Annotated in this window: 20 protein-coding genes; 8 read left to right on the top strand and 12 right to left on the bottom strand. The window is 69.4% G+C overall.

Annotated elements, in window-relative coordinates:
• Both H565_RS0107205 and H565_RS0107200 read left to right on the top strand, forming a co-directional pair.
• Window positions 1–453: sensor histidine kinase (locus H565_RS0107205; protein WP_027460451.1), on the top strand; the 453-nt coding region annotated here is incomplete at its 5' end.
• A 57-nt stretch (window positions 454–510) separates the two neighbouring features.
• Window positions 511–1,392, top strand: a complete 882-nt coding sequence (locus H565_RS0107200; protein WP_027460450.1) for a hypothetical protein — start codon at window positions 511–513, stop codon at window positions 1,390–1,392.
• Here H565_RS0107200 and H565_RS14640 read toward each other — a convergent pair.
• Window positions 1,382–1,915 carry an HD-GYP domain-containing protein gene (locus H565_RS14640; RefSeq protein ID WP_051363466.1) on the bottom strand — a complete coding sequence of 178 codons (534 nt, stop codon included), beginning with the start codon at window positions 1,913–1,915 and terminating at the stop codon, window positions 1,382–1,384. The genes H565_RS0107200 and H565_RS14640 overlap by 11 nt on opposite strands.
• A gap of 451 nt (window positions 1,916–2,366) precedes the next feature.
• On the bottom strand, window positions 2,367–3,497 hold the full coding sequence (locus H565_RS14635) for a GGDEF domain-containing protein (RefSeq protein WP_051363465.1): 1,131 nt from the start codon (window positions 3,495–3,497) through the stop codon (window positions 2,367–2,369).
• A gap of 387 nt (window positions 3,498–3,884) precedes the next feature.
• Between H565_RS14635 and H565_RS0107185 the strand changes: the two genes are divergently transcribed.
• The gene (locus H565_RS0107185) at window positions 3,885–5,069 is read left to right on the top strand and encodes a glycosyltransferase family 1 protein (RefSeq protein WP_051363464.1); all 1,185 of its coding nucleotides are present in this window, start codon (window positions 3,885–3,887) and stop codon (window positions 5,067–5,069) included.
• On the top strand, window positions 5,062–6,210 hold the full coding sequence (glf, locus tag H565_RS0107180; protein ID WP_027460448.1) for a UDP-galactopyranose mutase: 1,149 nt from the start codon (window positions 5,062–5,064) through the stop codon (window positions 6,208–6,210). Before H565_RS0107185 ends, glf begins: the two co-directional genes overlap by 8 nt.
• 70 nt (window positions 6,211–6,280) lie before the next feature.
• Here glf and kynA read toward each other — a convergent pair whose 3' ends face one another.
• Both kynA and H565_RS0107170 read right to left on the bottom strand, forming a co-directional pair.
• Complete coding sequence (gene kynA, locus H565_RS0107175) at window positions 6,281–7,126, bottom strand: tryptophan 2,3-dioxygenase (RefSeq protein ID WP_027460447.1); 846 nt, start codon at window positions 7,124–7,126, stop codon at window positions 6,281–6,283.
• Between the two features lie 23 nt (window positions 7,127–7,149).
• On the bottom strand, window positions 7,150–9,150 hold the full coding sequence (locus tag H565_RS0107170) for a GMC family oxidoreductase (RefSeq protein ID WP_027460446.1): 2,001 nt from the start codon (window positions 9,148–9,150) through the stop codon (window positions 7,150–7,152).
• A gap of 98 nt (window positions 9,151–9,248) precedes the next feature.
• Between H565_RS0107170 and H565_RS14630 the strand changes: the two genes are divergently transcribed.
• Window positions 9,249–9,623 carry a VOC family protein gene (locus tag H565_RS14630; RefSeq protein ID WP_245576184.1) on the top strand — a complete coding sequence of 125 codons (375 nt, stop codon included), beginning with the start codon at window positions 9,249–9,251 and terminating at the stop codon, window positions 9,621–9,623.
• Window positions 9,624–9,781: 158 nt separating this feature from the next.
• Window positions 9,782–10,999: an IS200/IS605 family element RNA-guided endonuclease TnpB gene (gene tnpB / locus H565_RS0107160; RefSeq protein WP_027460445.1), complete on the top strand. Its 1,218-nt coding sequence runs from the start codon at window positions 9,782–9,784 to the stop codon at window positions 10,997–10,999.
• 54 nt (window positions 11,000–11,053) lie between these two features.
• On the opposite strand, the gene H565_RS0107155 is transcribed toward tnpB, so the two are convergent.
• The 4 genes from H565_RS0107155 to H565_RS0107140 all read right to left on the bottom strand — a co-directional run bounded on the left by H565_RS0107155 (window position 11,054) and on the right by H565_RS0107140 (window position 14,043).
• The gene (locus tag H565_RS0107155) at window positions 11,054–11,758 is read right to left on the bottom strand and encodes an IclR family transcriptional regulator (RefSeq protein ID WP_027460444.1); all 705 of its coding nucleotides are present in this window, start codon (window positions 11,756–11,758) and stop codon (window positions 11,054–11,056) included.
• Window positions 11,759–11,829: 71 nt separating this feature from the next.
• Window positions 11,830–12,009: a hypothetical protein gene (locus tag H565_RS0107150; RefSeq protein WP_027460443.1), complete on the bottom strand. Its 180-nt coding sequence runs from the start codon at window positions 12,007–12,009 to the stop codon at window positions 11,830–11,832.
• A gap of 27 nt (window positions 12,010–12,036) precedes the next feature.
• Window positions 12,037–13,074, bottom strand: a complete 1,038-nt coding sequence (locus H565_RS16970) for a sugar phosphate nucleotidyltransferase (protein ID WP_027460442.1) — start codon at window positions 13,072–13,074, stop codon at window positions 12,037–12,039.
• Between the two features lie 54 nt (window positions 13,075–13,128).
• Complete coding sequence (locus tag H565_RS0107140) at window positions 13,129–14,043, bottom strand: alpha/beta fold hydrolase (protein WP_027460441.1); 915 nt, start codon at window positions 14,041–14,043, stop codon at window positions 13,129–13,131.
• Window positions 14,044–14,147: 104 nt separating this feature from the next.
• Between H565_RS0107140 and H565_RS0107135 the strand changes: the two genes are divergently transcribed.
• A complete protein-coding gene (locus H565_RS0107135; RefSeq protein WP_027460440.1) occupies window positions 14,148–14,459 on the top strand; it encodes a hypothetical protein in 312 nt (103 codons plus the stop codon).
• A gap of 47 nt (window positions 14,460–14,506) precedes the next feature.
• Here H565_RS0107135 and H565_RS0107130 read toward each other — a convergent pair whose 3' ends face one another.
• The gene (locus H565_RS0107130; protein WP_027460439.1) at window positions 14,507–14,719 is read right to left on the bottom strand and encodes a hypothetical protein; all 213 of its coding nucleotides are present in this window, start codon (window positions 14,717–14,719) and stop codon (window positions 14,507–14,509) included.
• Between the two features lie 89 nt (window positions 14,720–14,808).
• Between H565_RS0107130 and H565_RS0107125 the strand changes: the two genes are divergently transcribed.
• Window positions 14,809–16,011, top strand: a complete 1,203-nt coding sequence (locus H565_RS0107125; protein WP_027460438.1) for a M20 family metallopeptidase — start codon at window positions 14,809–14,811, stop codon at window positions 16,009–16,011.
• A 15-nt stretch (window positions 16,012–16,026) separates the two neighbouring features.
• Here the strand turns inward: H565_RS0107125 and H565_RS15720 are convergent, their stop codons facing one another.
• From H565_RS15720 to H565_RS0107110, 3 genes are all read right to left on the bottom strand, one after another.
• Window positions 16,027–18,789 carry an HD domain-containing phosphohydrolase gene (locus H565_RS15720; protein ID WP_051363463.1) on the bottom strand — a complete coding sequence of 921 codons (2,763 nt, stop codon included), beginning with the start codon at window positions 18,787–18,789 and terminating at the stop codon, window positions 16,027–16,029.
• Window positions 18,790–18,980: 191 nt separating this feature from the next.
• Window positions 18,981–19,592 carry a GTP cyclohydrolase I FolE gene (gene folE / locus H565_RS0107115; protein ID WP_027460437.1) on the bottom strand — a complete coding sequence of 204 codons (612 nt, stop codon included), beginning with the start codon at window positions 19,590–19,592 and terminating at the stop codon, window positions 18,981–18,983.
• A gap of 126 nt (window positions 19,593–19,718) precedes the next feature.
• Window positions 19,719–20,933 carry an adenylosuccinate synthase gene (locus tag H565_RS0107110; RefSeq protein WP_027460436.1) on the bottom strand — a complete coding sequence of 405 codons (1,215 nt, stop codon included), beginning with the start codon at window positions 20,931–20,933 and terminating at the stop codon, window positions 19,719–19,721.
• Window positions 20,934–21,079: the final 146 nt, after the last annotated feature.

The raw sequence follows: 21,079 nt of genomic DNA, 5'->3' as shown, positions 1-21,079 counted from the left end.
CGCGAGCCAGAAGTGGTGGACGCGAGCGAGGTCTTTGACACGGTGCGCCGCCGCCTCCAGGCGGCGCAAGGGGCGGGGGCGCAGGTCACCCGCGGGGCGTTGCCCCGCGTGCTGGCGGACCCGTATCAGCTCGACCAGTTGTTCCAGAACCTGCTGACGAACGGCCTGAAGTACCGCCGGGAAGGGGTAGAGCCGTTGGTGCACGTGTGGGCACAGCGGGAGGGGGGGATGTGGCGCTTTGCGGTGCGGGACAACGGCATTGGGATAGAGCGGCAGTACTGGGAGCGGATTTTTGTGATTTTCCAGCGGCTGCACGGTCGGGAGGCGTACGAGGGGACGGGGATAGGGCTGGCGGTGTGCAAAAAGATTGTGGAGCGGCACGGGGGGCGGCTGTGGGTCGAGAGCACGCCCGGCGAGGGCAGCACCTTCTTCTTTACCCTCCCCGCAGCCTAAGGGCGGCTCCACCTTTTGCCGGATTGACCTGCCTGGCCGGGTGGGTACGCTGGGGCCATGCCCAAGCCCACGCTGCTGGCGGCTCTCCTCGTGGGGGCCACGTTCTTGCCCGCGCTCGCCCAGACGGTTCCGACCCAGTCTTCTTCCACCACCGCCCAGGCCGCGCAGCTCGCCGAGCGCCTGCTGCGCAGCATGGGCGGGCCGAGCGCCGACATCCAGACCACCTACGGTGCGGTGCCGGACACGCTGCCGCTGCGGCTGGGGGCGCCGCTGGAGGTGCTCGCCAGCATTCGCACCGCCCAGCAGGGAGGGCAGTACGTGTACTGGCGCATTCTGGCCGGGAGCGCCCTTCCTGCCGACGAGACCCGCGCCGCATTGCAAAAGTCGCTGGAGGCGGGCGGCTGGAAGCCTCAGCCCCAGTACGGCCAGCCCATCGGCTTCGTCACCAACCAGACGCCCCGCAACGTGGGCTACTACCGCGAGGGGAGCACCAACTTCGTCCTCAACGCGGTCCTCACCGAGCGCGAGGGCCGCACCGAGGTCGAACTCAGCGTCAATGTGGTGCCCCCGCAGGCCATCGCCAACCTGAAAAAAGCGCCCACCTATCGCCCGCAGTCCAGCCTGCCGCAACTGCGCCCCTTCCCCAACGCGACCGTGAAGAGCGGGTACACGCCGACCGCCCCCAACGGGGCCATCAGCTCCGCGCACGTGCAAACCACCCGTTCGGCGGGCGAAGTCTTCAACTTCTACTCGGCGCAGCTCAAGGCCGCCGGGTGGAAGGCCCGCACCGACACCACCGACGGTCCTCTACGGGTGGTGACCTACAGCCTGCGGGACCTCAACGGGCGTGAGGCGTTGGGCACCCTGGGCATCCGCCCCTGGGAAAAGGAAGGGGGCGGCTACGTGCTCACCGTGAGCGTGCAGGGCTTCAAACCCTGAGGGGTGGGGTGGCCTCTTCCGCCACGCAGCGCTTCAGGGCGGCGAGCACCCCAGAGTCAAGGCGGCATTCGGCTTGGGCGCTCAGTTCGGCCCACACGGCTTCGGCGGGCCACGCGGCCTTATAGGAGCGCGGCGAACTCAGGGCGTCGTACACGTCGCAAGCGGCCAGAATACGGGCGAGCAGCGGCACCGCGTCCCCGGCGAGGCCACCGGGGTACCCGCTGCCGTCGAGCCGCTCGTGGTGGTGGCGCACCGCCTGCCGCACGCTGCGGGGCAGCCCCGGCAGCCCTCGCAAGAGCCGGGCGCTGTACACCGGGTGGCGCTGCATCTGCCGCCACTCCTGCGGGTCGAGCGGCCCAGCCTTGTGCCGCACGCGCCGGGCAACCAGCAACTTGCCGCTGTCGTGCAGCAGCCCGGCGAGGTACGCCTCTCGCACCTGCGCGGGGCTGAGGCCCAGGGCGCGCGCGACCGCCGCCGCGAGACAAGCCACCCGCCCCGCGTGCGCGGTGGGCGGCCACCCCATCGCCCGCTTCGCGACCAAGTGGGCGGCGCGGGAGGACCAACCGCGCCCCCCTTGCGGAAGCAGCGGACGGAGGCAAGAGGGGCGGGGCGGCAACGGGGGGGCAGTCGGGGGCAGCGGCATGCGGGGAGAACCTCTGGCGGGACGGGGGAGGAGGCGGGAGGCCCACGCCTCTGCGTGCGGTTGGGGGCGGGCAGAGCAGGCCCGGTAGGCCTCGTGTGCCTCTCCAAGTGAGCAGCAAGTTTCCTCAACCCGTCAGTCGGTGGGTGGTTTTGTAGCGGACCAGGTCAACTCCTTGCGGCAACGGTCCGGAGGAGATGAAGGGGCCTGCTCCCCTGCCGCCCCGTTATAACTTCAGCTCGCTCACATCTCTGTCACCTCAAATGTGAACTGAATGAGCCGCTCACTCTAGAAACGTATCACTCTAGAAACGTATGGCTTACTGGGGTGCACCCTAGGCCCCGACCACCCCGGCGGGGGGAGGTCCTCCCACGCAGACGCGGTTGCGCCCGCCCGCTTTGGCGCGGTAGAGGGCGGCGTCGGCGCGGGCGACCCAGCGGTCGAGGTCGTCGCCGGGCTGGGCTTCGGCGACCCCCAAGCTGGCGGTGACTGGGCCGACTTCCGCAAAGGGCAGGCTGCCTATCTCCCGGCGCAGGCGCTCGGCTACCTGTGTGGCTCCGGCGGCGTCGGCTCCCGGCAACACAATCAGGTATTCTTCGCCGCCCCAACGTCCCACGGTGTCCGTGCTGCGCAAGTGGCCCCGCAGCCGCTGGGCCGCCTGGATGAGGACGGCGTCTCCGGCGTTGTGGCCGTACCGGTCGTTGATGCCCTTGAAGTGGTCGAGGTCGAGCAGAATCAGGCAGGCGGGGTGGTCTTGCGCCGCGTCCCTCAGCACCCCCTCGACCGCCCCGTACAGGGCGCGGCGGTTGGGCAGCCCGGTGAGGGCGTCGGTGTTGGCCAAGGCTTCCAGGGTGAGGCGCTCGCCGCGCTCCAGCAAGAAGCGCTCGCGGTACCATGCCAGTCCGTAAAGGAGCACCAAAATCGCCCCGCAGGTGAGCTGGACCCGCACGAGTTCGGGGAGGTCGCCGGGGCCGCGCCCGCGCAGGGCCAGCCCTGCCCAGGGCAGCACCACGCACAGCGCATACAGCGCCAGCGACACCCACAACGCCCCGCGCGCACTCAGCAACAGGTAACTCAGGATGGACAGTGCGACGAGCATCCAGTAGGCCGCGCTCGCCAGCCCCAGCGCGTCCGCCTCCGGCGCGATGAGGGCCAGCCCCATCTGGGCACCAACCGCGAGCACGTTGCAGATGAACACCACCCGCTCGGCCACGACCAAAGAGCGTCCCTGCCACAGCCACGCGGCGGCCCACACGCACATCAGCAGCAGCAGCGGATGCACGTACAGGACGTAGGGGTCGTAGGGACCGCGTTGCCAGGTCAGCAACCAGACCAACACGAGCACGGCGGACCCCGCGCTCAGCGCGGCGAGGTAGAGGCGGCGGCGCAGCGGCTCGGCCACGGGACCCTGCGCCGCCGCTGGGCGAGCGGGCGGCGCAAATCGGCGGCGGTCCGGACGGCTCATCTGTTCACGAGCGTACCCTCTCCCCACACCTTTCTTGCGTCACACCCAGCGGGGGGGGGTTCTTCCCAGCCTGAGAAGCACCTGAAGATTCTTGGTGGGATTTTTCACAGCTCGATGAAGCTTTTTGGCGAGGCGGTTCTGGCGGCCTGCGCTCCAGGAGCCATAAAATGCCCTGTCTCCACACGCAGGCTTTGCGTGCTGGTAAACGGAAGCCGCGGGCGTCCAGCCATCTGCTGCGAGGCAGTTGCTGGACGTTCCCCCGCCAGCACCAGGGCAGCAGGAGTGATTGCTGGGGTTTTCACGGGCTGTTGTGTCCGTTGTGTTGGGTACGCGGCCATTTCTTTTGATGGCTGCTCGGCATTCTGACATTTTCTGGGAGGGCTTTTCATGAATCTATCTGCGACTCCGTTGCCTGGTCGTCTCTCTGCACCCGCCCTCTTGGTCGTGGCCCATCTGCGCTGGGATTTTGTGTTTCAGCGGCCCCAGCACCTGATGACGCGGGCGGCCCGTTCGCGGCGGGTGTATTACATCGAGGAGCCGTTCTTTGGCCCCCACGCCGACCACCTTCAGCGGCGCGAGGAGCCGTGCGGCGTGACTGTGCTGCGGCCCCACATCGAAGAGGGCCACTCGCCCGCCGAGTCGCAGGCGCGGACGGCCCGGCTGCTGCGCGAGCTGGTGCGCGAAGAAGGGTTGACCGAATACGACCTGTGGGTCTACACGCCCTACGAGCTGCCGATTACGGAGGGGATGACCCCACGGGTCACCGTCTACGACTGCATGGACGAACTCGCCCAGTTTAAGGGAGCGCCGCCAGAGCTGCGCGAGCGCGAGGAGCAGCTCTTTGAACGGGCTGACCTCGTCTTTACTGGCGGTTACCGCTTGTACGAGGCCAAACGCGAGCGGCACGCGGGCGCGCATCCCTTTCCCTCCAGCGTGGAGGTCGATCACTTTGCCCGCGCCCGCCAAGCCCTGGCCGACGCCCCCGACCAAGCGGGGCTGCCCCGGCCCCGATTGGGCTTTTACGGAGTGATTGACGAGCGCTTTGACATCCAGCTCATCGGAGAACTCGCCCGACGCCGCCCGGAGTGGCAATTCGTGCTGCTGGGGCCAGTCGTCAAAATCGACCCCGCCGAGCTGCCCCGCGGCGAGAACCTGCATTACCTCGGCATGAAGAGCTACGGCGAGCTGCCCACCTACCTCGCCCACTGGGACGTCGCGCTGTTGCCCTTTGCGCTCAACGAGGCGACCGAGTTCATCAGCCCCACGAAGACGCCGGAGTACCTCGCGGCGGGGGTGCCCGTCGTGTCGACCCCCATTCGCGACGTGGTGCGGCCCTACGGCGAAAAAGACCTGGTACGCATCGCGGACGGCGTGGATGCCTTTGAAGCAGCTTGCGCCGCGGCCCTCGCCGAGCGACACACCCCGGCAGGAGAAGAGCGCCGTGCCCGCGCCGACGCGCACCTGGCGCACCTTTCCTGGGACCGCACTTGGCGCGATATGAGCGCCCTCATCGAGCGGGCGGCGGCAGAGAAGCAGGGCGCGAACACCCTGGCGGGAGTGGCCGATGACTGAGCGGATGCCCCAGTGCTCGCCCGGCTTCGATTACCTCATCGTGGGCGCGGGCTTTGCGGGCAGCGTGCTCGCTGAGCGCCTCGCCTCGGACGGCAAGCGCGTCCTCATCGTGGACCGCCGCCCGCACATCGGCGGCAACGCCTACGACCGCTACGACGACGCGGGCATCCTGATTCATCCCTACGGCCCGCATATCTTCCACACCAACTCCAAGGAAGTCTTTGACTACCTCTCGCGCTTTACGGCGTGGCGGCCCTACGAGCACCGGGTGCTCGCCAGCGTGGACGGTCAGCTTTTGCCCATCCCGATCAACCTCGACACCGTCAATCGCCTCTACGGCCTGAACCTGACCTCCTTTCAGGTTGAGGAGTTCTTCGCGTCGGTCGCGGAGAAAGTCGAGCAGGTCCGCACCTCCGAAGACGTGGTTGTCAGCAAGGTGGGGCGCGACCTCTACAACAAGTTCTTCCGGGGCTATACCCGCAAACAGTGGGGCCTTGACCCCAGTGAACTTGACGCGTCGGTGACGGCCCGCGTGCCCACCCGCACCAACCGCGACGACCGCTACTTCTCGGACACCTACCAGGCGATGCCCCTGCACGGCTACACTCGGATGTTCGAGAACATGCTGGCCCATCCCAACATCAAGGTGATGCTGAACACCGACTACCGCGAGATTCAGGACTTCATCCCCTTTGGGCACATGATTTACACTGGGCCAGTCGACGCCTTCTTTGATTACTGCTACGGCAAGCTGCCCTACCGCAGCCTGGAGTTCGTGCACGAGACGCACGCCCGCGAGTGGTTCCAGCCCACCGGCACCGTGAACTACCCCAACGACTACGGCTACACCCGCATCAGCGAGTTCAAGCACATCACCGGGCAGGAGCACAAGCACACCTCGGTTGTCTACGAGTACCCCCGCGCCGAGGGCGATCCCTACTACCCGGTGCCGCGCCCCGAAAATCAGGAGCTGTACAAGAAGTACGCGGCGCTGGCCGCCGAGCGCCCCGACGTGACCTTTGTGGGCCGCCTCGCCACCTACCGCTACTACAACATGGACCAGGTGGTCGCCCAGGCCCTCGCCACCCACCGCAAGCTCTCCGGCCAGAAGGCAGCCCCCGAACCCGCCTCGGTCGGTTGACCTCCCCTCCCCTCGTTCTGCCCCCGCCCCACCCAGCGGGGGCACTTTGCTGGCGGCTGGAAGCTGGCCGCTACAAATGCGTCCGCACCTCCCACAGCTCCGGAAACAGCACGACCTCCAGCGCCCGGCGCAGGTACCCCGCCCCGCTGGTGCCCCCGCTGCCGCGCTTGAGGCCGATGGTGCGCTCGACGGTGGTGAGGTGGTTAAAGCGCCAGGCCCGGAAGTTATCCTCCACATCAAGCAGTTTCTCGGCCAGTTCATAGAGGTCCCAGTACCGTTCGGGGTCGCGGTAGACGGTGAGCCACGCTTCCAGCACCCCGGCGTGCGCCTCATGCGGGCGGGTGAGGTCGCGCTCCAGCACCTCCGCAGGGATGGGCAGGCCCCGCCGGGCCAGGAGGCGCAGGGTCAGGTCATACACGCTGGGGGCATGCAGCGCGGCGTCCAGAGGGCCGTAGAGGTCGGGGCGGTGGGCGTGAGGCTTGAGGAAGGTGGGGTTGCGGTTGCCCAGCAGCACCTCGACCATTCGGTAGCCCGCCGACTGAAAGCCCGACGCCTCCCCAAACGCCCAGCGGAACTGCAGGTAGTCCGCCGGAGTCATCGTTTTGAGGACCTCCCAGGCTGCCGTGAGCTGCTCCTGCGCCCGCACCACCCGCGTGAGGCCCTTGAGGGGCGCGTCCGTGATGCCCGCGGCGAGCTGCTCCATCGCCGCGCGCAGCTCGCGCACGACCAGCGACAGCCACAGCTCCGAGACGTGGTGCACCGTGATAAAGAGGTGCTCGTCGTGCGCGTCCGTGACGGGCTGGTGCGCTCCGAGCAGCGCGTCGAGGTGCAGGTAGTCGCCGTAGCTCAGGCGGCGCGTGAAGTCCAGCCTGGCCCGTTCGGGCGCGTCGCGGTCAGGAACGGGAGAGGAAGCCATGCCCGCAGCTTAAGACAACTTGTCTAGGGGGATGCTGGGGCGCTGTTCTTCTGCCCCGCCGCTGCCGCGACAAAGCGGGCGGTGCGGCGGGCCAGTGCCATCACGCTGACCATGGGGTTGACCCCGCAGGCGCTGGGAAAGGCGCTGGCGTCCCCAATCCAGACGCCAGGGGTGCCGTGCAGCTCGCCGCGGGGGTCGGCCACGCTCGTGCGGGGGTCGCGGCCCATGCGGGCGCTGCCCATCTGGTGGGCACTAAAGAGCGGGTGCCCGCCGCGCCCGATGGGAAAGCGGCGCAGACCAGCGAGCCACTCCTCCAGGTCCTCGCCCCGCGTCCAAGGCCGCGCCCCCGGTGCCAGGGCATAGAGGCGCTCGGCCCCCGCCGCCGCGAGCAGCCGGGCAACAGTGCCCTGGCCGTGCCAGAAGTTCTCGATGTCGAGGGGGTCGGTCGGGGCGTAGGTCACCTGGGGCTGGCCCCCTTCGTCCAGCGTGACCTCGCCGCTGCCGCGGTCGCGGGCGAGGTGAATCAGGGTGACGCTGCGGGCGTGGTCGGCCATCAGGGTCTTGTGGGCCGCGCCCCCCGCCCAGGCGGCGGCGGCGGCAAACAGCCCGGTCGTGTATTGGCTCGTCTCGATGAGGTACCCGAACCCCTGTTCGCGCTCTGCGAACTCGTCCACAATGGCGGCTTGGGTCGGCCCCCACCAGTTCCGTTGGTCATGGGGAAAGAGGCCCGTCAGCGCCCCGCAGGGATGCAGGTGCAAGAACTTCCCGGCGGCAGGTCCCCCCAGCCCAGAGCGCCGCAGCAGGGCGGGCGTCTCCAACGCTCCTCCTGCCACCACGACCTGCGGCGCCCGCACGGTGACTCGCCGGGGGCCGCCCTCCGTCTGCACGGTCACCGCGACCCCCGCGGCGCGCCCGCCTTCGGTCAGGATGCGCTCGGCGGTCGCCCCCTCCAGGAGGCGGGCACCCCGCGCCGCCGCATCCCGGAGGTAGGTCGTGAGGGTGCTCTGCTTGGCCCCCGTCGGGTCCCCGAAGCCGATGTGTCCGGCGTGCTGGGGGTCATGCCGAGCGAGGTCCACATTGCGCCAGGCCCGCCGCCAGCGGTAGCCCAGCCGCAGCGCCCCTTCGAGCATCCGCTTGTGGGTGCCGTTGAGTTCGCTGGCCTGGTCGGTCGCCCCGATGCGGCTCAGCACGGCGTCGGTGTCGGCGTCAAACTCCGGGCCGTCCACTCCCTCCAGTCCGGCCTGCACCCACTCGCGCCGCACGTGGGGGGGCGTGCGGACGCAGTTCATCCAGTTGACGCTGGTGCCGCCGCCCAGGGTGCGCCCGGCAATCAAGGAGACGTGGCCGTCGGCGCTCGGCGTAAAGCCCCCGCGCCAGTAGAGGTGCTGGTAGGCCCACAGCTCCGAGCGGCCCAGGTCGGTGTCGTCGTGCTGCCGCCCCGCCTCCAGCACGACGACCCGCAGCCCCGCCCCGGCCAGCTCGCCCGCCATCACCCCGCCCCCCGCCCCGGACCCCACGACCACCACGTCGGCTTCCAGCGTCTCGCCCTCCCGCGGGGTGAGGGTCGGCAAGGGAGGCTTGGTGCTCCCCCCCGCAAAGGTCGGCCCCGGATACCCGAACTGCGCCCAGAAGGGGTTGGGACGGCCATCCTCGCCGGGAAGGGCATAACTCAGCATGAGCAGCAAGCGGCGCAGCTGTTCTAGGCCCTGCGCGGCGGGCGGACTGAGGCGGGCCACCCCGCGCAGCAGGGCCTCCCGCAGCGCGAGCGGCGTCTCTGGGCGTACCCCCATGCGGGCCAGCGCGTCCAGCAGGCGCTCGGCCTCTCGGCGCTCGGCGGGCGGCAATCCGGCCATCAGGTCGGCGGCCCGCTCTGGCGCTCCGGTCGCGCTGCCGGGGGTGGCGTAAAAGCGCTGGAGGTGCGGGAAGCGCGGGTCCGGGGGCCGCCGCAGCGCAGGGACGTAGGTGTCGGTCAGCGCCCGCAGGGTCCGGCGCTGGGTGGGGGTCAGGGGAGCGGGTTGGGGCATGGCCGGGCCTCTAGGCGGAACGCCGCGTTGGGAGAATCCAGAAGGTGGATGAAGTCAGCCTAGCAAACTCCCCGGCATCGCCGCCGTACGCTGCTGCCATGCCTTCGCCCATCCTCGACCTCGCGGGCGTCACGCTGGAGGTCAACCATCTGCCGCGTGGGGTGCGCTTCTATACCCAGGTGCTCGGCCTCAGCCTGCTGGAACATGACGAGGGCCGGGGCGTGGCCCGCTTTCGGGTCAATGACGCTCAGACCCTGACCCTCTGGCAACCGCAGACCCGGCAGGCGAATGACCCCCGGCTCGCGCCGCTGCGGGCGCGGGGGGCTTCGCACCTGCACTACGCCTGGCAGGTGCAGCCTCACGACCTGGCGCGCAGCAAGGCCCTGCTGGACGAGCATGGCCTGAGCTGGCAAGAAATCGACCTCGGCACCCCGCAGCGGCCCGACCCCACCGTGTATTTCTTTGACGATTGAGGGGCGCAAGCCCGTGACTTCAGTCATGGGTTAGCCCCTCCCGCCCGTAGGGCGGCGAAGCCGAAGCCTGCCGTTCTGTGATAAGCTAAACGAGCAATGCCCCCACGCGGCTGGAACCGCTGGGAGCGTGGCAAGCACCTGTAGGAGGGTGTTGCGAGATGGAATCTACCACGGCCCCCAAGCGGAATAAGGCGTTCGTCATCCGCCTCTACCCGAACAAGGCTCAGGCCGAGCGAATCAACCGCACGCTGGGATGTGCCCGGTTCGTCTACAACCACTTCCTGGCCCGCCGCATCGAAACCTACCGTCAGGACGGCAAGGGCATGACCTACGCCGCGACCGACAGGGCGCTGACGCTGCTGAAGCGGGAAGAGGGGACGGCGTGGCTGGCCGAGGTGGACAAGTTCGCGCTTCAGCAGTCCCTGCGCGACCTCGAAAGGGCGTACCAGAACTTCTTCCGCACCGTCAAGAAATCTGGCAAGAAGGTGGGCTTCCCGAAGTTCAAGAAGAAGCGCACGGGTGAGGCGTATCGCACCCAGTTCACCAACAACAACATCGAGATTGGCAAGGGGTGCATCAAGCTCCCCAAGCTGGGCTGGGTCAAGACCAGGGGGCAACGGGACATGCAAGGCAAAATCCTGAACGTCACGGTGCGTCGCGTCCATGAAGGCCACTACGAAGCGTCCGTTCTCTGCGAAGTCGAGATTCCCTATCTGCCTGCGGCTCCCAGATTCGCGGCGGGAGTGGATGTCGGCATCAAGGACTTTGCCATCGTGACCGATGGCGAGGGGGAGTTCACCCACCATGCGAATCCGAAATACTACCGCAATGGCCTGAAGAAGCTTCGCAAGGCTCAGAAAACCCTGTCCCGCCGCAAGAAGGGCAGCGCTCGTTACGGGAAAGCGAAAACCAAGCTGGCTCGGATTCACAAGCGCGTTGCCAACAAGCGTCAGGACTTCATCCACAAGCTCACCACCGCCCTGGTGCGTGAGTACGAAATCACCTGCACCGAACACCTCAAGCCCGATAACATGCGGAAAAATCGCAGGCTGGCACTCAGCATTAGTGATGCGGGGTGGGGCGAGTTCATCCGGCAGTTGGAGTACAAGGCGACGTGGTACGGGCGGCTGGTGTCCAAAATCAGTCCCCACTTCCCGTCGAGCCAGATGTGCCACGACTGCGGGTCTCTGAACCCCGCCGTGAAGAATCTTGCCGTCCGCGAATGGACTTGCCCGAACTGCGGGGAAACCCATGACCGAGACGAGAACGCCGCGCTGAACATCCGGCGTGAAGGACTGGTGGCCGCAGGGATTTCGGACACCCAAAACGCCCGTCGAGAATGTGTAAGCCCAGCTCCGGCTGGCAACGTTCGCTGAAGCGGGAATCCCGCGACTTCAGTCGTGGGAGGTTCAACTGATGGCCCTGCGCGGTTAGCCCAGCCCCTCGGCCTCGCGCACGATGCCCAGCACGCGCTCGCGGATGGCCCTCTCTTCGCGCAGGTAGCGCCGAGCACTCATCTGCACGCCGATGGCGGCGACGACCTGCCCGCCGTGGTGGTAGGGCACGCCCAGGGTGCATTGCCCCGGAATCCATTCCTCGATGGAGTAGGCGTAGCCCCGGCGCCGCACCCGCCCCAGCTCGGTGCGCCACTCGTCGGGGGTGGTGATGCTGCTTTGGGTGCAGGCGGCAAACTCACGAGGTTGCAAGTCGCCGTAGGCGTACAGAATCTTGCCGCTCGCGGTGGCCGTCGCCGGGAGGTAGATGTCGAGCGGCAGGTCGATGTCGGCGTCGGGATGGCGCTCCCGGATGGCGCACACGACTTCCTCGCCCTCCAGCAGGCACAGGAAAGCCACCGAGCGCACCTCCAGCGCCAATCGGGTAATCAGCGCACGGGCGTCCGCAAACCAGGGCAGCGCCGAGGTGAGGTGCGCCCCCATCTCCGCGATATGCCACGAGAGGCGGTAGCGCCCCGCCGGGGTGCGGCGCAAAAACCCGGCCCCGGTCAGCCCGGCCAGGTAAGCGTGGGCCGTTGCCCGCGGCACGCCGAGGTGCGCCGCGAGCGCCCGCACCCCCCATTCGGGCTGCTCGGCGCTAAAGGCCCCCAGGATGCTGGCCGCTTTCTGCAAAGAGAGCACCCGTCCAGCTTACAGGGACATAGGCCGTTGCGCTACGCGGGGGGCTGCCGCCGGCCTGGCGCTGGGGCGGCTTAGCCGTCCTCGTCCTCCGGCTCGCGTTCTTCCGGGGGCTGAAAGCGGGCGTGGTCCTCGGTGGGGGTGAGGTTCCCACGTTCGTCCTCAGCGGGGCCAGTGTCCACCCCGCTGATGAGGACTTCCCCCTGGGGGGCCGGGGACGCGGCACCGAACGGGTCGTCTGGAGGGCGGGTCATGCCCCAGGGTACGACGCGGCGGGCACCCTACATCCGCAGCACGCTGTGGTCGCCCAGCGCGAGCTGCACGCCTTCGCCGGTGGGCGCGGTCACGGTGGCCCGGCGGCCAATCACCGCGTGCGCGAGGGGCCGTGAAGGGTGCAAGACCCGTGCCCCCTCGTCAATGAGCGAGTCGCGCACGGTGGCCCCCTCCAGGGTGGCCCCCGGCCCCACGCTCACGTTTGGCCCCAGCACGCAGCCGCGCACGCTTGCGCCGGGGCCAATCCACAGCGGCCCGGTGAGGTGCGACCCGTGAACCTCCGCCCCCGCCTCCACCACGACCGCGCCCGTCAGGGTGCTGCCCTCCACCTCGCCCGCCACCCGCGCCGTGAGGCCTGCGAGGAGGTGCGCTCCTGCCGCGAGCAGGTCGCCGGGGGTGCCCGCGTCGGCCCAGTAGCCCCCCAGGGGGACCACCCGCACCCGCCCGCCCCCCGCCGCCACCCGCGCGAGCGCCTGCGGGAACTCGATTTCGCCGCGCTCGCTGGCCGGAAGGCGGGCCACCTCGCCGAGCACGTGGGGCTGAAAGGCGAACACCCCGCAGGCGGCGAGGTCGCTGGGCGGCTCGGCGGGCTTCTCGTGCAGCCCGGTGAGCCAGCCTTCCCGCACCGTCGCCACCCCATAGGCGCGGGGGTCGGGGACCTGTTTGACAGCCAGCACCGCGTCGGCCCCGTCGAGCGCCGAGAGCAGCGGCGCGAGCGGGTCGGCAAAGAGGTTGTCGCCCAGGTACACCACGCCCGCCTCGCCCCCGAAAAACTCGCGGGCCACGAGCGCCGCGTGCCCGGTGCCACGGGCCTCATGCTGGTGCAGGAAGGTCAGGGGGCCTTCGCCGCGGGCCGCCTCACGCAGCTCGGCTTCGTAGGCAGGGCTGGTGACGACGGCGATGTCGCTGACGCCCGCCGCCCGCAGCGCCCGCACCCCCCGCGCCAGCAGGGACACCCCCGCAATGGGCAGCGCCGGCTTGGGCCGCCCCGCACTCAGGGGCAGCAGGCGGCGACCACGCCCAGCAGCGAGGATGGCAGCTTTCATAAGGATGGTGCCAGTCTAGCGGGTTTGGGGCGAAGAGGCGGGAAGGGGAGTCCGTCAGCGGGTCAGCGCCTCCTCCAGCGCCTCGGCAAAGGCGTCCTCGTCGTCCAGCCAGGGGTAATGCCCGGCATCGAGCACGGTTACGTCCGCTCCGGCAAGGTCGGCCAGCCACTCGACCTGCTGGGGGTAGCTGGTGCAGTCGTGCAGCCCCGCAATCACGAAGACCGGGCGGCGCAGGTCCGTCAAGAAGGGCGGGTACTCGAACTCCCACAGGCCCTGGTTGACGAGGGCCTGCTGCACCTCCCCGCCCCCAGCGAGCTGCCCCTCGGCGTCAATGAACTCCAGCCGCATCCGGCTGGGGGCGTCGCGGAAGTGCAGCGCGTTGAGCAGGTCGCGGGCATTGAGAAGCGAGAAAGCCGCCTCGATGCGGGCCGCGCCCACGGGCGGATATTCGCCTTCCGGAGTCCGCGCCCGCACAGCCTCGGCGGGGTCCTCCAGGGGCTGGCCCCGGCGAGCGGCAGCCTCCGCGAGCAGGGTCAGGGCGAGTTCGGGAAAGTGCACCCAGGGATTAACCACGACCACGCGTTCGGTGCGCTCCGGGTGCCGCCGGGCGTACTCCAGGGCGGGCAGCGCCCCGAAGCCGTGGCCCAGCGGCACGAGCCTCTCGAAGCCCAGGTGCTCGCGCAGCGCTTCCACGTCCGCGACGAGGGTATCGAGGTCGAGGGTCTCGGCCCCCTGCTCAGTGTCCTCCAGCGGCCCGCTGCGCCCAGAGCCGCGCTGGTCGAGGTACACCACCCGCCGCCGTCCCTCCAACCGCTCGCCAAAGAGGGCCTGGAAGGAGTAGCTGTTGTAGCCGGGGCCGCCGTGCAAGAAGACCAGGGGCGGCAGGTCACTGTCTTCCGGCCCCGTCACCTCGAAATACAGGTCGGCCCCATTCAGGCGCGTCGGTGTCGGCTCGTCTGGCCAGGTCATGCGGGCATTGTAGGCGGGGGAAGTGGGGGGCAAGATGCTAAGAGGCCGGGGCATTGTGCCGTCCCCCCCCGCCGGAGTGGGGGGGGCGAACTACCCTGGCGGGCATGACGGATGCCTCGACCCCCGGTCCCACACCAGACGGCCCCGTGCAGGGCATCGCCTTTACGCTGGCTGGGGTAGATGAGCTGACCTTCGCCCGCATTCTGCGCGACGTGACACGGGACCCTGCTTTTGCCCGGCCCCTGGCGCTGGAGGCGCGGGAACCCCGCCCCGGCCAGGACGCCCGCTTGACGCTGGTCTTCGCGCCGGGCGAGCGCACGCGGGCGGTCGCGGCGATGCAGCGCCTCAAGACGGTGCTGCTGCGCTACGGGGTGCAGGTGGACTCGGTGCGGGTGCCCGGCGAGGGCGCTTTCTGAGCGGGCGAGAGACGCTCCCCCGTCGCAGCCGGAAGCCGGAACCCCGCTCAGAACCCGCCGCGCCGCCGCGTCCGCTTCCCGCCCAGCCTACGCTCGGCCTGCGCGAGGGCGAAGTCGAGGGCGCGGTCGCGTTTGCGGGGCTTGGTGTATTTGCTGCGGCTCGCCATTCGCTGGCGGCGCAGGGCCGAGATGACCTGCAAAATCAGGGGCGCGTAGACCATCAGTTTGCCGAGTTTGCCGGAAGAGCGGCGTGCTTTCATGCCTCCCATTACGGCAGGGGGGGCAAGAAAGTTGCTGAGGGTCGCTTCTGACCCGCCTTCACCCTTCCTCCCGCGCCCTACACTGGGGCATGACCACCACCCAGGACCGAGTGGCGAGCTTGCGCGAGCAGCTCATCGCGTGGCGGCGGCACCTGCACATGCATCCCGAAGTCGGCTTTCACGAGTACGACACCGCCGACTTCGTCGAGGCCGAGCTGCGAAAGATGCCCGGCCTGACCGTGACCCGCCCCACCCCCACCAGCGTGCTGGCAGTCCTCCGGGGCGAGAAGCCGGGGCGCACGCTCTTGCTGCGGGCCGACATCGATGCCCTTCCCATCGAAGAAGAGAACACCTTCGAGTTTAAGTCCACCCGCCCCGGCGTGATGCACGCCTGCGGACACGACGGCCACACGGCGATGTTGTTGGGGGTGGCCCGCCTGCTGTCCGAGCGCCCCGAAGAGGTGCCCGGCGAGGTCCGCATGATTTTCCAGCACGCCGAGGAGATTGGGCCGGGCGGCGCCGAGGAACTCGTCATGGAAACGGACCTGATGGACGGGGTGGACGTGGTGACGGGCCTGCACCTGAACTCCCAGCTTCCGGCGGGGCTGGTCGTGGTCAAGCCGGGGGCGTTTATGGCCGCGCCCGACACCGTGCACATCACGGTGAAGGGCAAGGGCGGCCACGGGGCGCACCCCGAACAGACGGTGGACCCCATCGCGGTGGGGGCGCAGGTTGTGACCAATCTGCAGCATGTCGTGAGCCGCCAGGTGGCCGCGCTCGATGCGCTCGTCGTCTCCATCACCTCTTTCCACAGCGGCACCACCCACAACGTCATTCCCGACACCGCGACGATGATGGGCACGGTGCGCACCTTTGACCCCGCGCTGCGGGAGCGGGCACCGGAGCTGATTGAGCGGGTGGTGCGGGGCGTGACGGCGGCCCACGGGGCGGAGTACGACTTCCGCTACGAGCGGGGGTACCGGCCCCTCATCAACACGGACTGGGTGGCCGCCCAACTGCGGGACATCGCGCTGGAGACGGTGGGGCCGAAGCATTACCAAGACGCCCAGCCCACCATGGGCGGAGAAGACTTCAGCGCCTACCTGGAGAAAGCTCCCGGCGCGTACTTCAACGTCGGTTCGGGCAGCGACGAGGCGGACAGCCGCTGGCCACACCACCATCCCCGCTTCACGATTGACGAGGAGAGCCTGGTCACGGGCGTGCGGATGCTGCACGCGGCGGCGCTGCGCCTGACCGGGGGGCCAGGGGAAGGGGCAGAGAGCGGGGGCTAATCCACGCGTTCCGGGTCAGTCCTCTCCCGACGCGGACCGCTCTGGGAGAAAGGCCGTGGGCAGGGGGGCCGTCCAGGGCGGCCCGAACCGCCCGCTCCGCTGCAGGGCCACGAAGCGGACGACCAGGTCCGGGTCAAACTGGGTGCCGCGCCCGGCTTCCAGGATGGCGAGGGCCTCTGCGGGGGGCAAGGCGGCGCGGTAGGGACGGTCGCTCGTGAGGGCGTCGTACACGTCGCACAGGGCAAAGATGCGGGCGAGGAGGGGAATGGCCTCGCCGCGCAGCCCGTCGGGGTAGCCCGTCCCGTCCCAGCGCTCGTGGTGCGAGCGAATGACCCCGTGGGCTTCGGGATGCAAGAAGGGGATGCGGGCGGCGAGTTCGGCCCCGCGGGGGGCGTGGGTTTCGATGAGCAGGCGCTCTTCGGGGGTGAGTGCGCCGGGCTTGAGCAGCACCGCGTCGGGTACCCCCAGCTTGCCGATGTCGTGCAGCGAAGCCCCTTGCCGCAGCCCCAGCAAGCGGCCTTCGGGAAGTCCCAGCGCCCGCCCGAAGGTCAGGGCGAGGTGGGTCACCCGCTCGGTGTGGCCTTGGGTCTCGAAGTCGCGCAGCTCGACCGCGACCCCCAGTGTCTCCAACGCGGCATCCAGGGTGGTTCGCAGGTCAGCGAGGTGGGCGTCACGCTCCAGCAACCGGGCAGCGAGGCTTCCCAAGAGCAGGGCGAGGTGACGGTCGGCAGCTCCAAAGGGGCGCTCTGGCTCGCGGGTGAGGATGAGAGCACCGAGCGGCTCGTCATGGCCGTCGAGCAGCGGCACCGCCATCATCGCGCCCCGGCCCAGTTGGTCGCGGCGGTACACGCGGGGGTCAGCGGTGACGTCGTCCACGCACAGCACCTGCTTGGCTTCCAGCGCGGCCCAGGCCAGGCCCTCACCGCGGCCCAGCACGACCGGACCCAGCGGCGGGTCGTGGCGCTCTGGCCCGGTCGAGCGCAGGGTATCGGTCACCGGGTCGTGCCGCAGCAGCAGGGCGCACCTGGACCGCAGCAGCTCCTGCGCCCCGGCGGTGAGCAGGTCTTCGAGGTGTGCCCCCTCCGGCGACACGCTGAGCGAGGTGTGCAGCTCGACCAGCCGGGTCAGCTCGTGCCAGCGCTCTTGCAGGTGCAGCAGCGCCGCAATCTGCTGGGCAAAGAGGCCTGCGTCGGCCACCGCCTGCGGCCCGAAGTCCTCGCTCGGTGCCAGGGCGTCGAGGTTGAGGTGCGCGACGACCTCGCCCTCCAGCACCACTGGAAAGCAAAGGTTGGCCCGCACCTCCTGGCGGCGGCCCACCTCGCTCAGCAGCCGGGCTTCCGGTGAATCCAGCGCCGCGTCTGACTCGGCAAAGGCCCGTGCGAGGGCCTCGCCCCGCACCACCCGCGGCGCTCCGGCCCGCCACGCGGCGACCGCGCCCTCGCCGTACCAGCGCTGTTGCGAGGCCTCGCTGAGGGTCAGGCCCACCAAGCCGGGGCCGTAGCCGTGCGCGGCGACCACCCGAAAGCCCCGGCCCCGGCGGATGTCCAGGGTGCCGCACCCCGCGCCGTCCACGGCATTGACGGCGTGGTGCAGCACCTCGGCCCAGTCGGCGTCGCTCAGGGTGCGGCGTCCGGCGAGCAGGGCCACCGTGGTTCGTAGCCCCTGCCACACCGAATGCCGCGGCTGAGGCGGCTCGGCAGCGGGCGGGTGACCTGTCGCCGGAGGGTCTTGGGCCGGGCGCGGGGTCCAAACCACGAGCTGGTCGCGCCCGTTCGTCTTGGCGAGGTAGAGGGCCTCGTCGGCGCGGCGCAGCAGCGCGTCGGGCGTTTCACCGGGCAGGCGGGTCGCCCAGCCCGCCGAGAGGGTCAGCGGACCGCAGGGCAACTCGCCTTGCCGCAGCGCCCCGCGCACGCTCTCTAGCCAGGCCCGCAGCGCCCCTCCCTCTGCTGCCCCGGCAAGCAGGGCGAACTCCTCGCCGCCCACCCGGTAGGCCCGCACCCCGCCCTCCTCCGGCCCGGCCAACTGCCGCCCAACCTGCCGCAGCACGCGGTCTCCGGTGCTGTGGCCGTAGCGGTCGTTGATGGCCTTGAAGTGGTCGAGGTCCAGCAGGGCGAGGTGACCGCCCGGCTCCAGCGCCGCGAGGTCACGGTCAAAGCGGCGGCGGTTGGGCAGCCCGGTCAGGGCGTCCGTGTGAGCCTGGGTCCGCAGGATGAAGGCCAGCCGCAGCAGCCGCAGCCGCGACTGCAAGATAAAGAGCGTGGCTATCAGCCCGGCGCTGCTCAGCAGCACCCGCAGCGGATAAGACCCCCAGAACAGTTCGCGGCCTTCGGGCGACAGCAGCAGCCCCCAGCCCACTCCCAGGAAGGGCAGCGGGGCGAGCCACAGGTCACGCGCGCGCAGGTCCATGAGCCGCTGCGCCCAGGGCCGGAGCAGGCTGCTGAGGAGCAGCACGCTGAGGAGGTGCAGCCACACCACCGCCCACACCGTAGGGTCGCTCGTGCCCGCCAGCCGCCAGACGAGCGCGGGCGCGGCCACCAGCGCTCCCACCCACGGGCCGTTGGAGAGGGTGACAAGCGCAATGGGCACGTACCGCAGGTCCAGCCGGAAGTTTCCAGCTTCCATGCTCACCATCGCGAGCAGGAGGGTGGCCCCCGCCGTCAGCACCAGCCGCGCCACATGTTCGCTGCCCCGGCGCTTGACCGGCCACTCCCGGTAGGTGAGGCTGACCGCAAAGGCGCAGGCAATCAGCAAACAGAGATTGAGCAGCAGGGATGTCATGACAGAGGGGCCATCCGCCGGTGGAGCACCAGCCGAGTCAAAGGCGGAGGGGGCGACAGAAGCTCATCTCCCGCCGCCCCATGGGGACCATTGTGTCCCACCCTGCACCGAAATGCCAGGTTTTCTGCACCAGAACGTGACTTTTTCCTCTTTTTGGACTGCCCCCCGACTGGGGGGGGGGGTGCCCTCCCTCAGCGCCCGCGCAGGGTGGTCTGCACCGCGCTCATAAACTCGGCGCGGGTGCGGGCATCCTCTTTGAAGAGGCCGCGCATGGCGCTCGTGGTGGTGGACGAGTTTTGCTTTTGGACCCCGCGCATCGCCATACACAGGTGCACGCCTTCCAGCAACACCGCCACCCCACGGGGGGCGAGCAGTTCTTCAAGGGCGTCCGCAATCTGGGTGGTGAGGCGCTCTTGGACCTGCAACCGCCGGGCATAGAGGTCGACGATGCGGGCAAACTTGCTCAGGCCCAGAATCTGGCGGTCGGGGATATAGGCGACGTGCGCCCGCCCATAAAAGGGCAGCATGTGATGCTCGCACATCGAATAAAACTCGATGTCTTTGACGATCACCATCTCGCTGCCCTCGGCGGCAAAGACGGCGTCCCCGGCGGCGTCCGCGAGGGTGCGGCCATAGCCAGCGGTGAGAAAGGCCCAGGCTTTGGCCACCCGCTGCGGGGTCTTTTGCAGGCCCTCGCGCTCCGGGTCTTCGCCGATGGCCGCGAGCCAGCCAGCGGTGAGGTCACGCAGGCCCGGCACTTCCAGCCGCTCGTCGGCGGCACTGATCGTGGGTGAAATCGTCAAGATCCTTCTCCTTTGGTCCTTGGGAGCTGCGTCCGATTGTTGGCCCGGCAGATACCGAGCCAGCCCGCAGCAGTGCCCGGAGTGTAGGAGCGGAAAGGAAGAGGGACTGTAGCCTGTCCGCCGGGCCTAGCCCCAGCTCACGGCCCCGTAAGTCTGCTCGCGAGCGGGGCCACACGAGAAAATCACCACGGGCACGCCCACCGTTTCCTCAATCAGGTCGAGGTAGGCCTGCGCCTCGCGGGGCAGGGTCTCCCGGCTCGTGGCCCCCTCAGTGGTGGCCCAGCCGGGCAGTTCGCGGTAGAGGGGTTGCCCCTCCGTGCCGTGGGCGACGCAGACCTTGACCGTCTCCAGCCCCGCGAGGATATCCATCTTGTTGATGACCAGGCCGTCCAGCCCGTTGACCTCAGCGGCGTAGCGCAGCAGGGCGAGGTCGAGCCAGCCCACCCGGCGGGCGCGGCCCGTCGTGGTGCCGAACTCGTCCCAGGGCTGCGAGCCGTCGCCGCGCAGCCGCAACTCCATCTCCCCAAAAACCTCGGTGGGAAAGGGGCCGTGGCCCACGCGGGTGTTAAAGGCCTTGGCGACCCCGTACACCTGCCCAATCGCCCGGTGGTTCACGCCCGCCCCCACCAGAATGCCGCCCACGGTGGGGTGGCTGCTCGTGACAAAGGGATAGGTGCCGTAGTTCAGGTCGAGCAGGGTGGCCTGTGCTCCCTCGAACAGCACGTTCTCGCCGTCCCGGATGGCCCGGCGCAGCTCCGCGCCCGTGTCGTGGACGAAGGGCAGCAGGGCATCCCGAATGGGCAGCAGGTACCCCAGCGCATCCTCTACGGTGGCCCAGCCCGCGTCACGGGTGGAGTTGGGCTTGGCCTCCAGCAGCCGCCCCACGCGCTCGCGCAAGACCCCCTCGTCGGCAAGGTCCCCGAAGCGTAGCCCCACCCGCCGCGCCCGGTCCGCGTAGGCGGGGCCAATGCCGCGCCCGGTCGTGCCCACAAAGTCCTTGCGGCCATCCACGTACTTGTGGTGCGGCAGCACGAGGTGGGCGCGGTCGCTGATGCGCAGCTCCGGCGAGAGGCCCCCCGCGAGCAGGCTCTGGCGCTCGGCAAGGAACTTTTCGGGGTCGATGACCATCCCGTCGCCCAGCACGCTGACCACGCCCTCATGCAGCACCCCGCTGGGCAGCAGATTGAGCTTGAAGGTCTGGCCCTTCGCGGTGACGGTGTGCCCCGCGTTCGCCCCGCCCTGATAGCGCACCACGTAGCGGGCTTCCGGTGCCAGAAAGTCGGTGATTTTGCCCTTGCCCTCGTCTCCCCACTGCGCCCCGATGATGGCGATTCCCGGCATTGCTCAGCCTCCAGCCGCGCACACAGACTTGCTTTTCTCCGGCCCTGGCCAACAACCCTCGCCAAAAAAAAGCACGGCGCGCGGCACCGTGCCCCAGTGTAGCCCGCCGGGGGCGGGAGCCGTCAGCCCCATGCTGCCAGCTGACG

It is taken from the genome of Deinococcus murrayi DSM 11303, from assembly GCF_000482805.1.
Classification (GTDB): domain Bacteria; phylum Deinococcota; class Deinococci; order Deinococcales; family Deinococcaceae; genus Deinococcus; species Deinococcus murrayi.
Note: the sequence above shows the minus strand (reverse complement) of the source record. Positions and strands in the feature narration are given on the sequence as shown.

Coding starts and splice junctions, on each gene's coding strand:
- H565_RS0107150 (WP_027460443.1), bottom strand. CDS start 12,009: ATGACCCGCCCTCCAGACGACCCGTTCGGTGCCGCGTCCCCGGCCCCC.
- H565_RS0107140 (WP_027460441.1), bottom strand. CDS start 14,043: ATGACCTGGCCAGACGAGCCGACACCGACGCGCCTGAATGGGGCCGAC.
- H565_RS0107200 (WP_027460450.1), top strand. CDS start 511: ATGCCCAAGCCCACGCTGCTGGCGGCTCTCCTCGTGGGGGCCACGTTC.
- H565_RS15720 (WP_051363463.1), bottom strand. CDS start 18,789: ATGACATCCCTGCTGCTCAATCTCTGTTTGCTGATTGCCTGCGCCTTT.
- H565_RS14640 (WP_051363466.1), bottom strand. CDS start 1,915: ATGGGGTGGCCGCCCACCGCGCACGCGGGGCGGGTGGCTTGTCTCGCG.
- H565_RS0107110 (WP_027460436.1), bottom strand. CDS start 20,933: ATGCCGGGAATCGCCATCATCGGGGCGCAGTGGGGAGACGAGGGCAAG.
- H565_RS0107130 (WP_027460439.1), bottom strand. CDS start 14,719: ATGAAAGCACGCCGCTCTTCCGGCAAACTCGGCAAACTGATGGTCTAC.
- H565_RS0107170 (WP_027460446.1), bottom strand. CDS start 9,150: ATGCCCCAACCCGCTCCCCTGACCCCCACCCAGCGCCGGACCCTGCGG.
- H565_RS16970 (WP_027460442.1), bottom strand. CDS start 13,074: ATGAAAGCTGCCATCCTCGCTGCTGGGCGTGGTCGCCGCCTGCTGCCC.
- tnpB (WP_027460445.1), top strand. CDS start 9,782: ATGGAATCTACCACGGCCCCCAAGCGGAATAAGGCGTTCGTCATCCGC.
- kynA (WP_027460447.1), bottom strand. CDS start 7,126: ATGGCTTCCTCTCCCGTTCCTGACCGCGACGCGCCCGAACGGGCCAGG.
- H565_RS14630 (WP_245576184.1), top strand. CDS start 9,249: ATGCCTTCGCCCATCCTCGACCTCGCGGGCGTCACGCTGGAGGTCAAC.
- H565_RS0107135 (WP_027460440.1), top strand. CDS start 14,148: ATGACGGATGCCTCGACCCCCGGTCCCACACCAGACGGCCCCGTGCAG.
- H565_RS14635 (WP_051363465.1), bottom strand. CDS start 3,497: ATGAGCCGTCCGGACCGCCGCCGATTTGCGCCGCCCGCTCGCCCAGCG.
- H565_RS0107125 (WP_027460438.1), top strand. CDS start 14,809: ATGACCACCACCCAGGACCGAGTGGCGAGCTTGCGCGAGCAGCTCATC.
- glf (WP_027460448.1), top strand. CDS start 5,062: ATGACTGAGCGGATGCCCCAGTGCTCGCCCGGCTTCGATTACCTCATC.
- H565_RS0107185 (WP_051363464.1), top strand. CDS start 3,885: ATGAATCTATCTGCGACTCCGTTGCCTGGTCGTCTCTCTGCACCCGCC.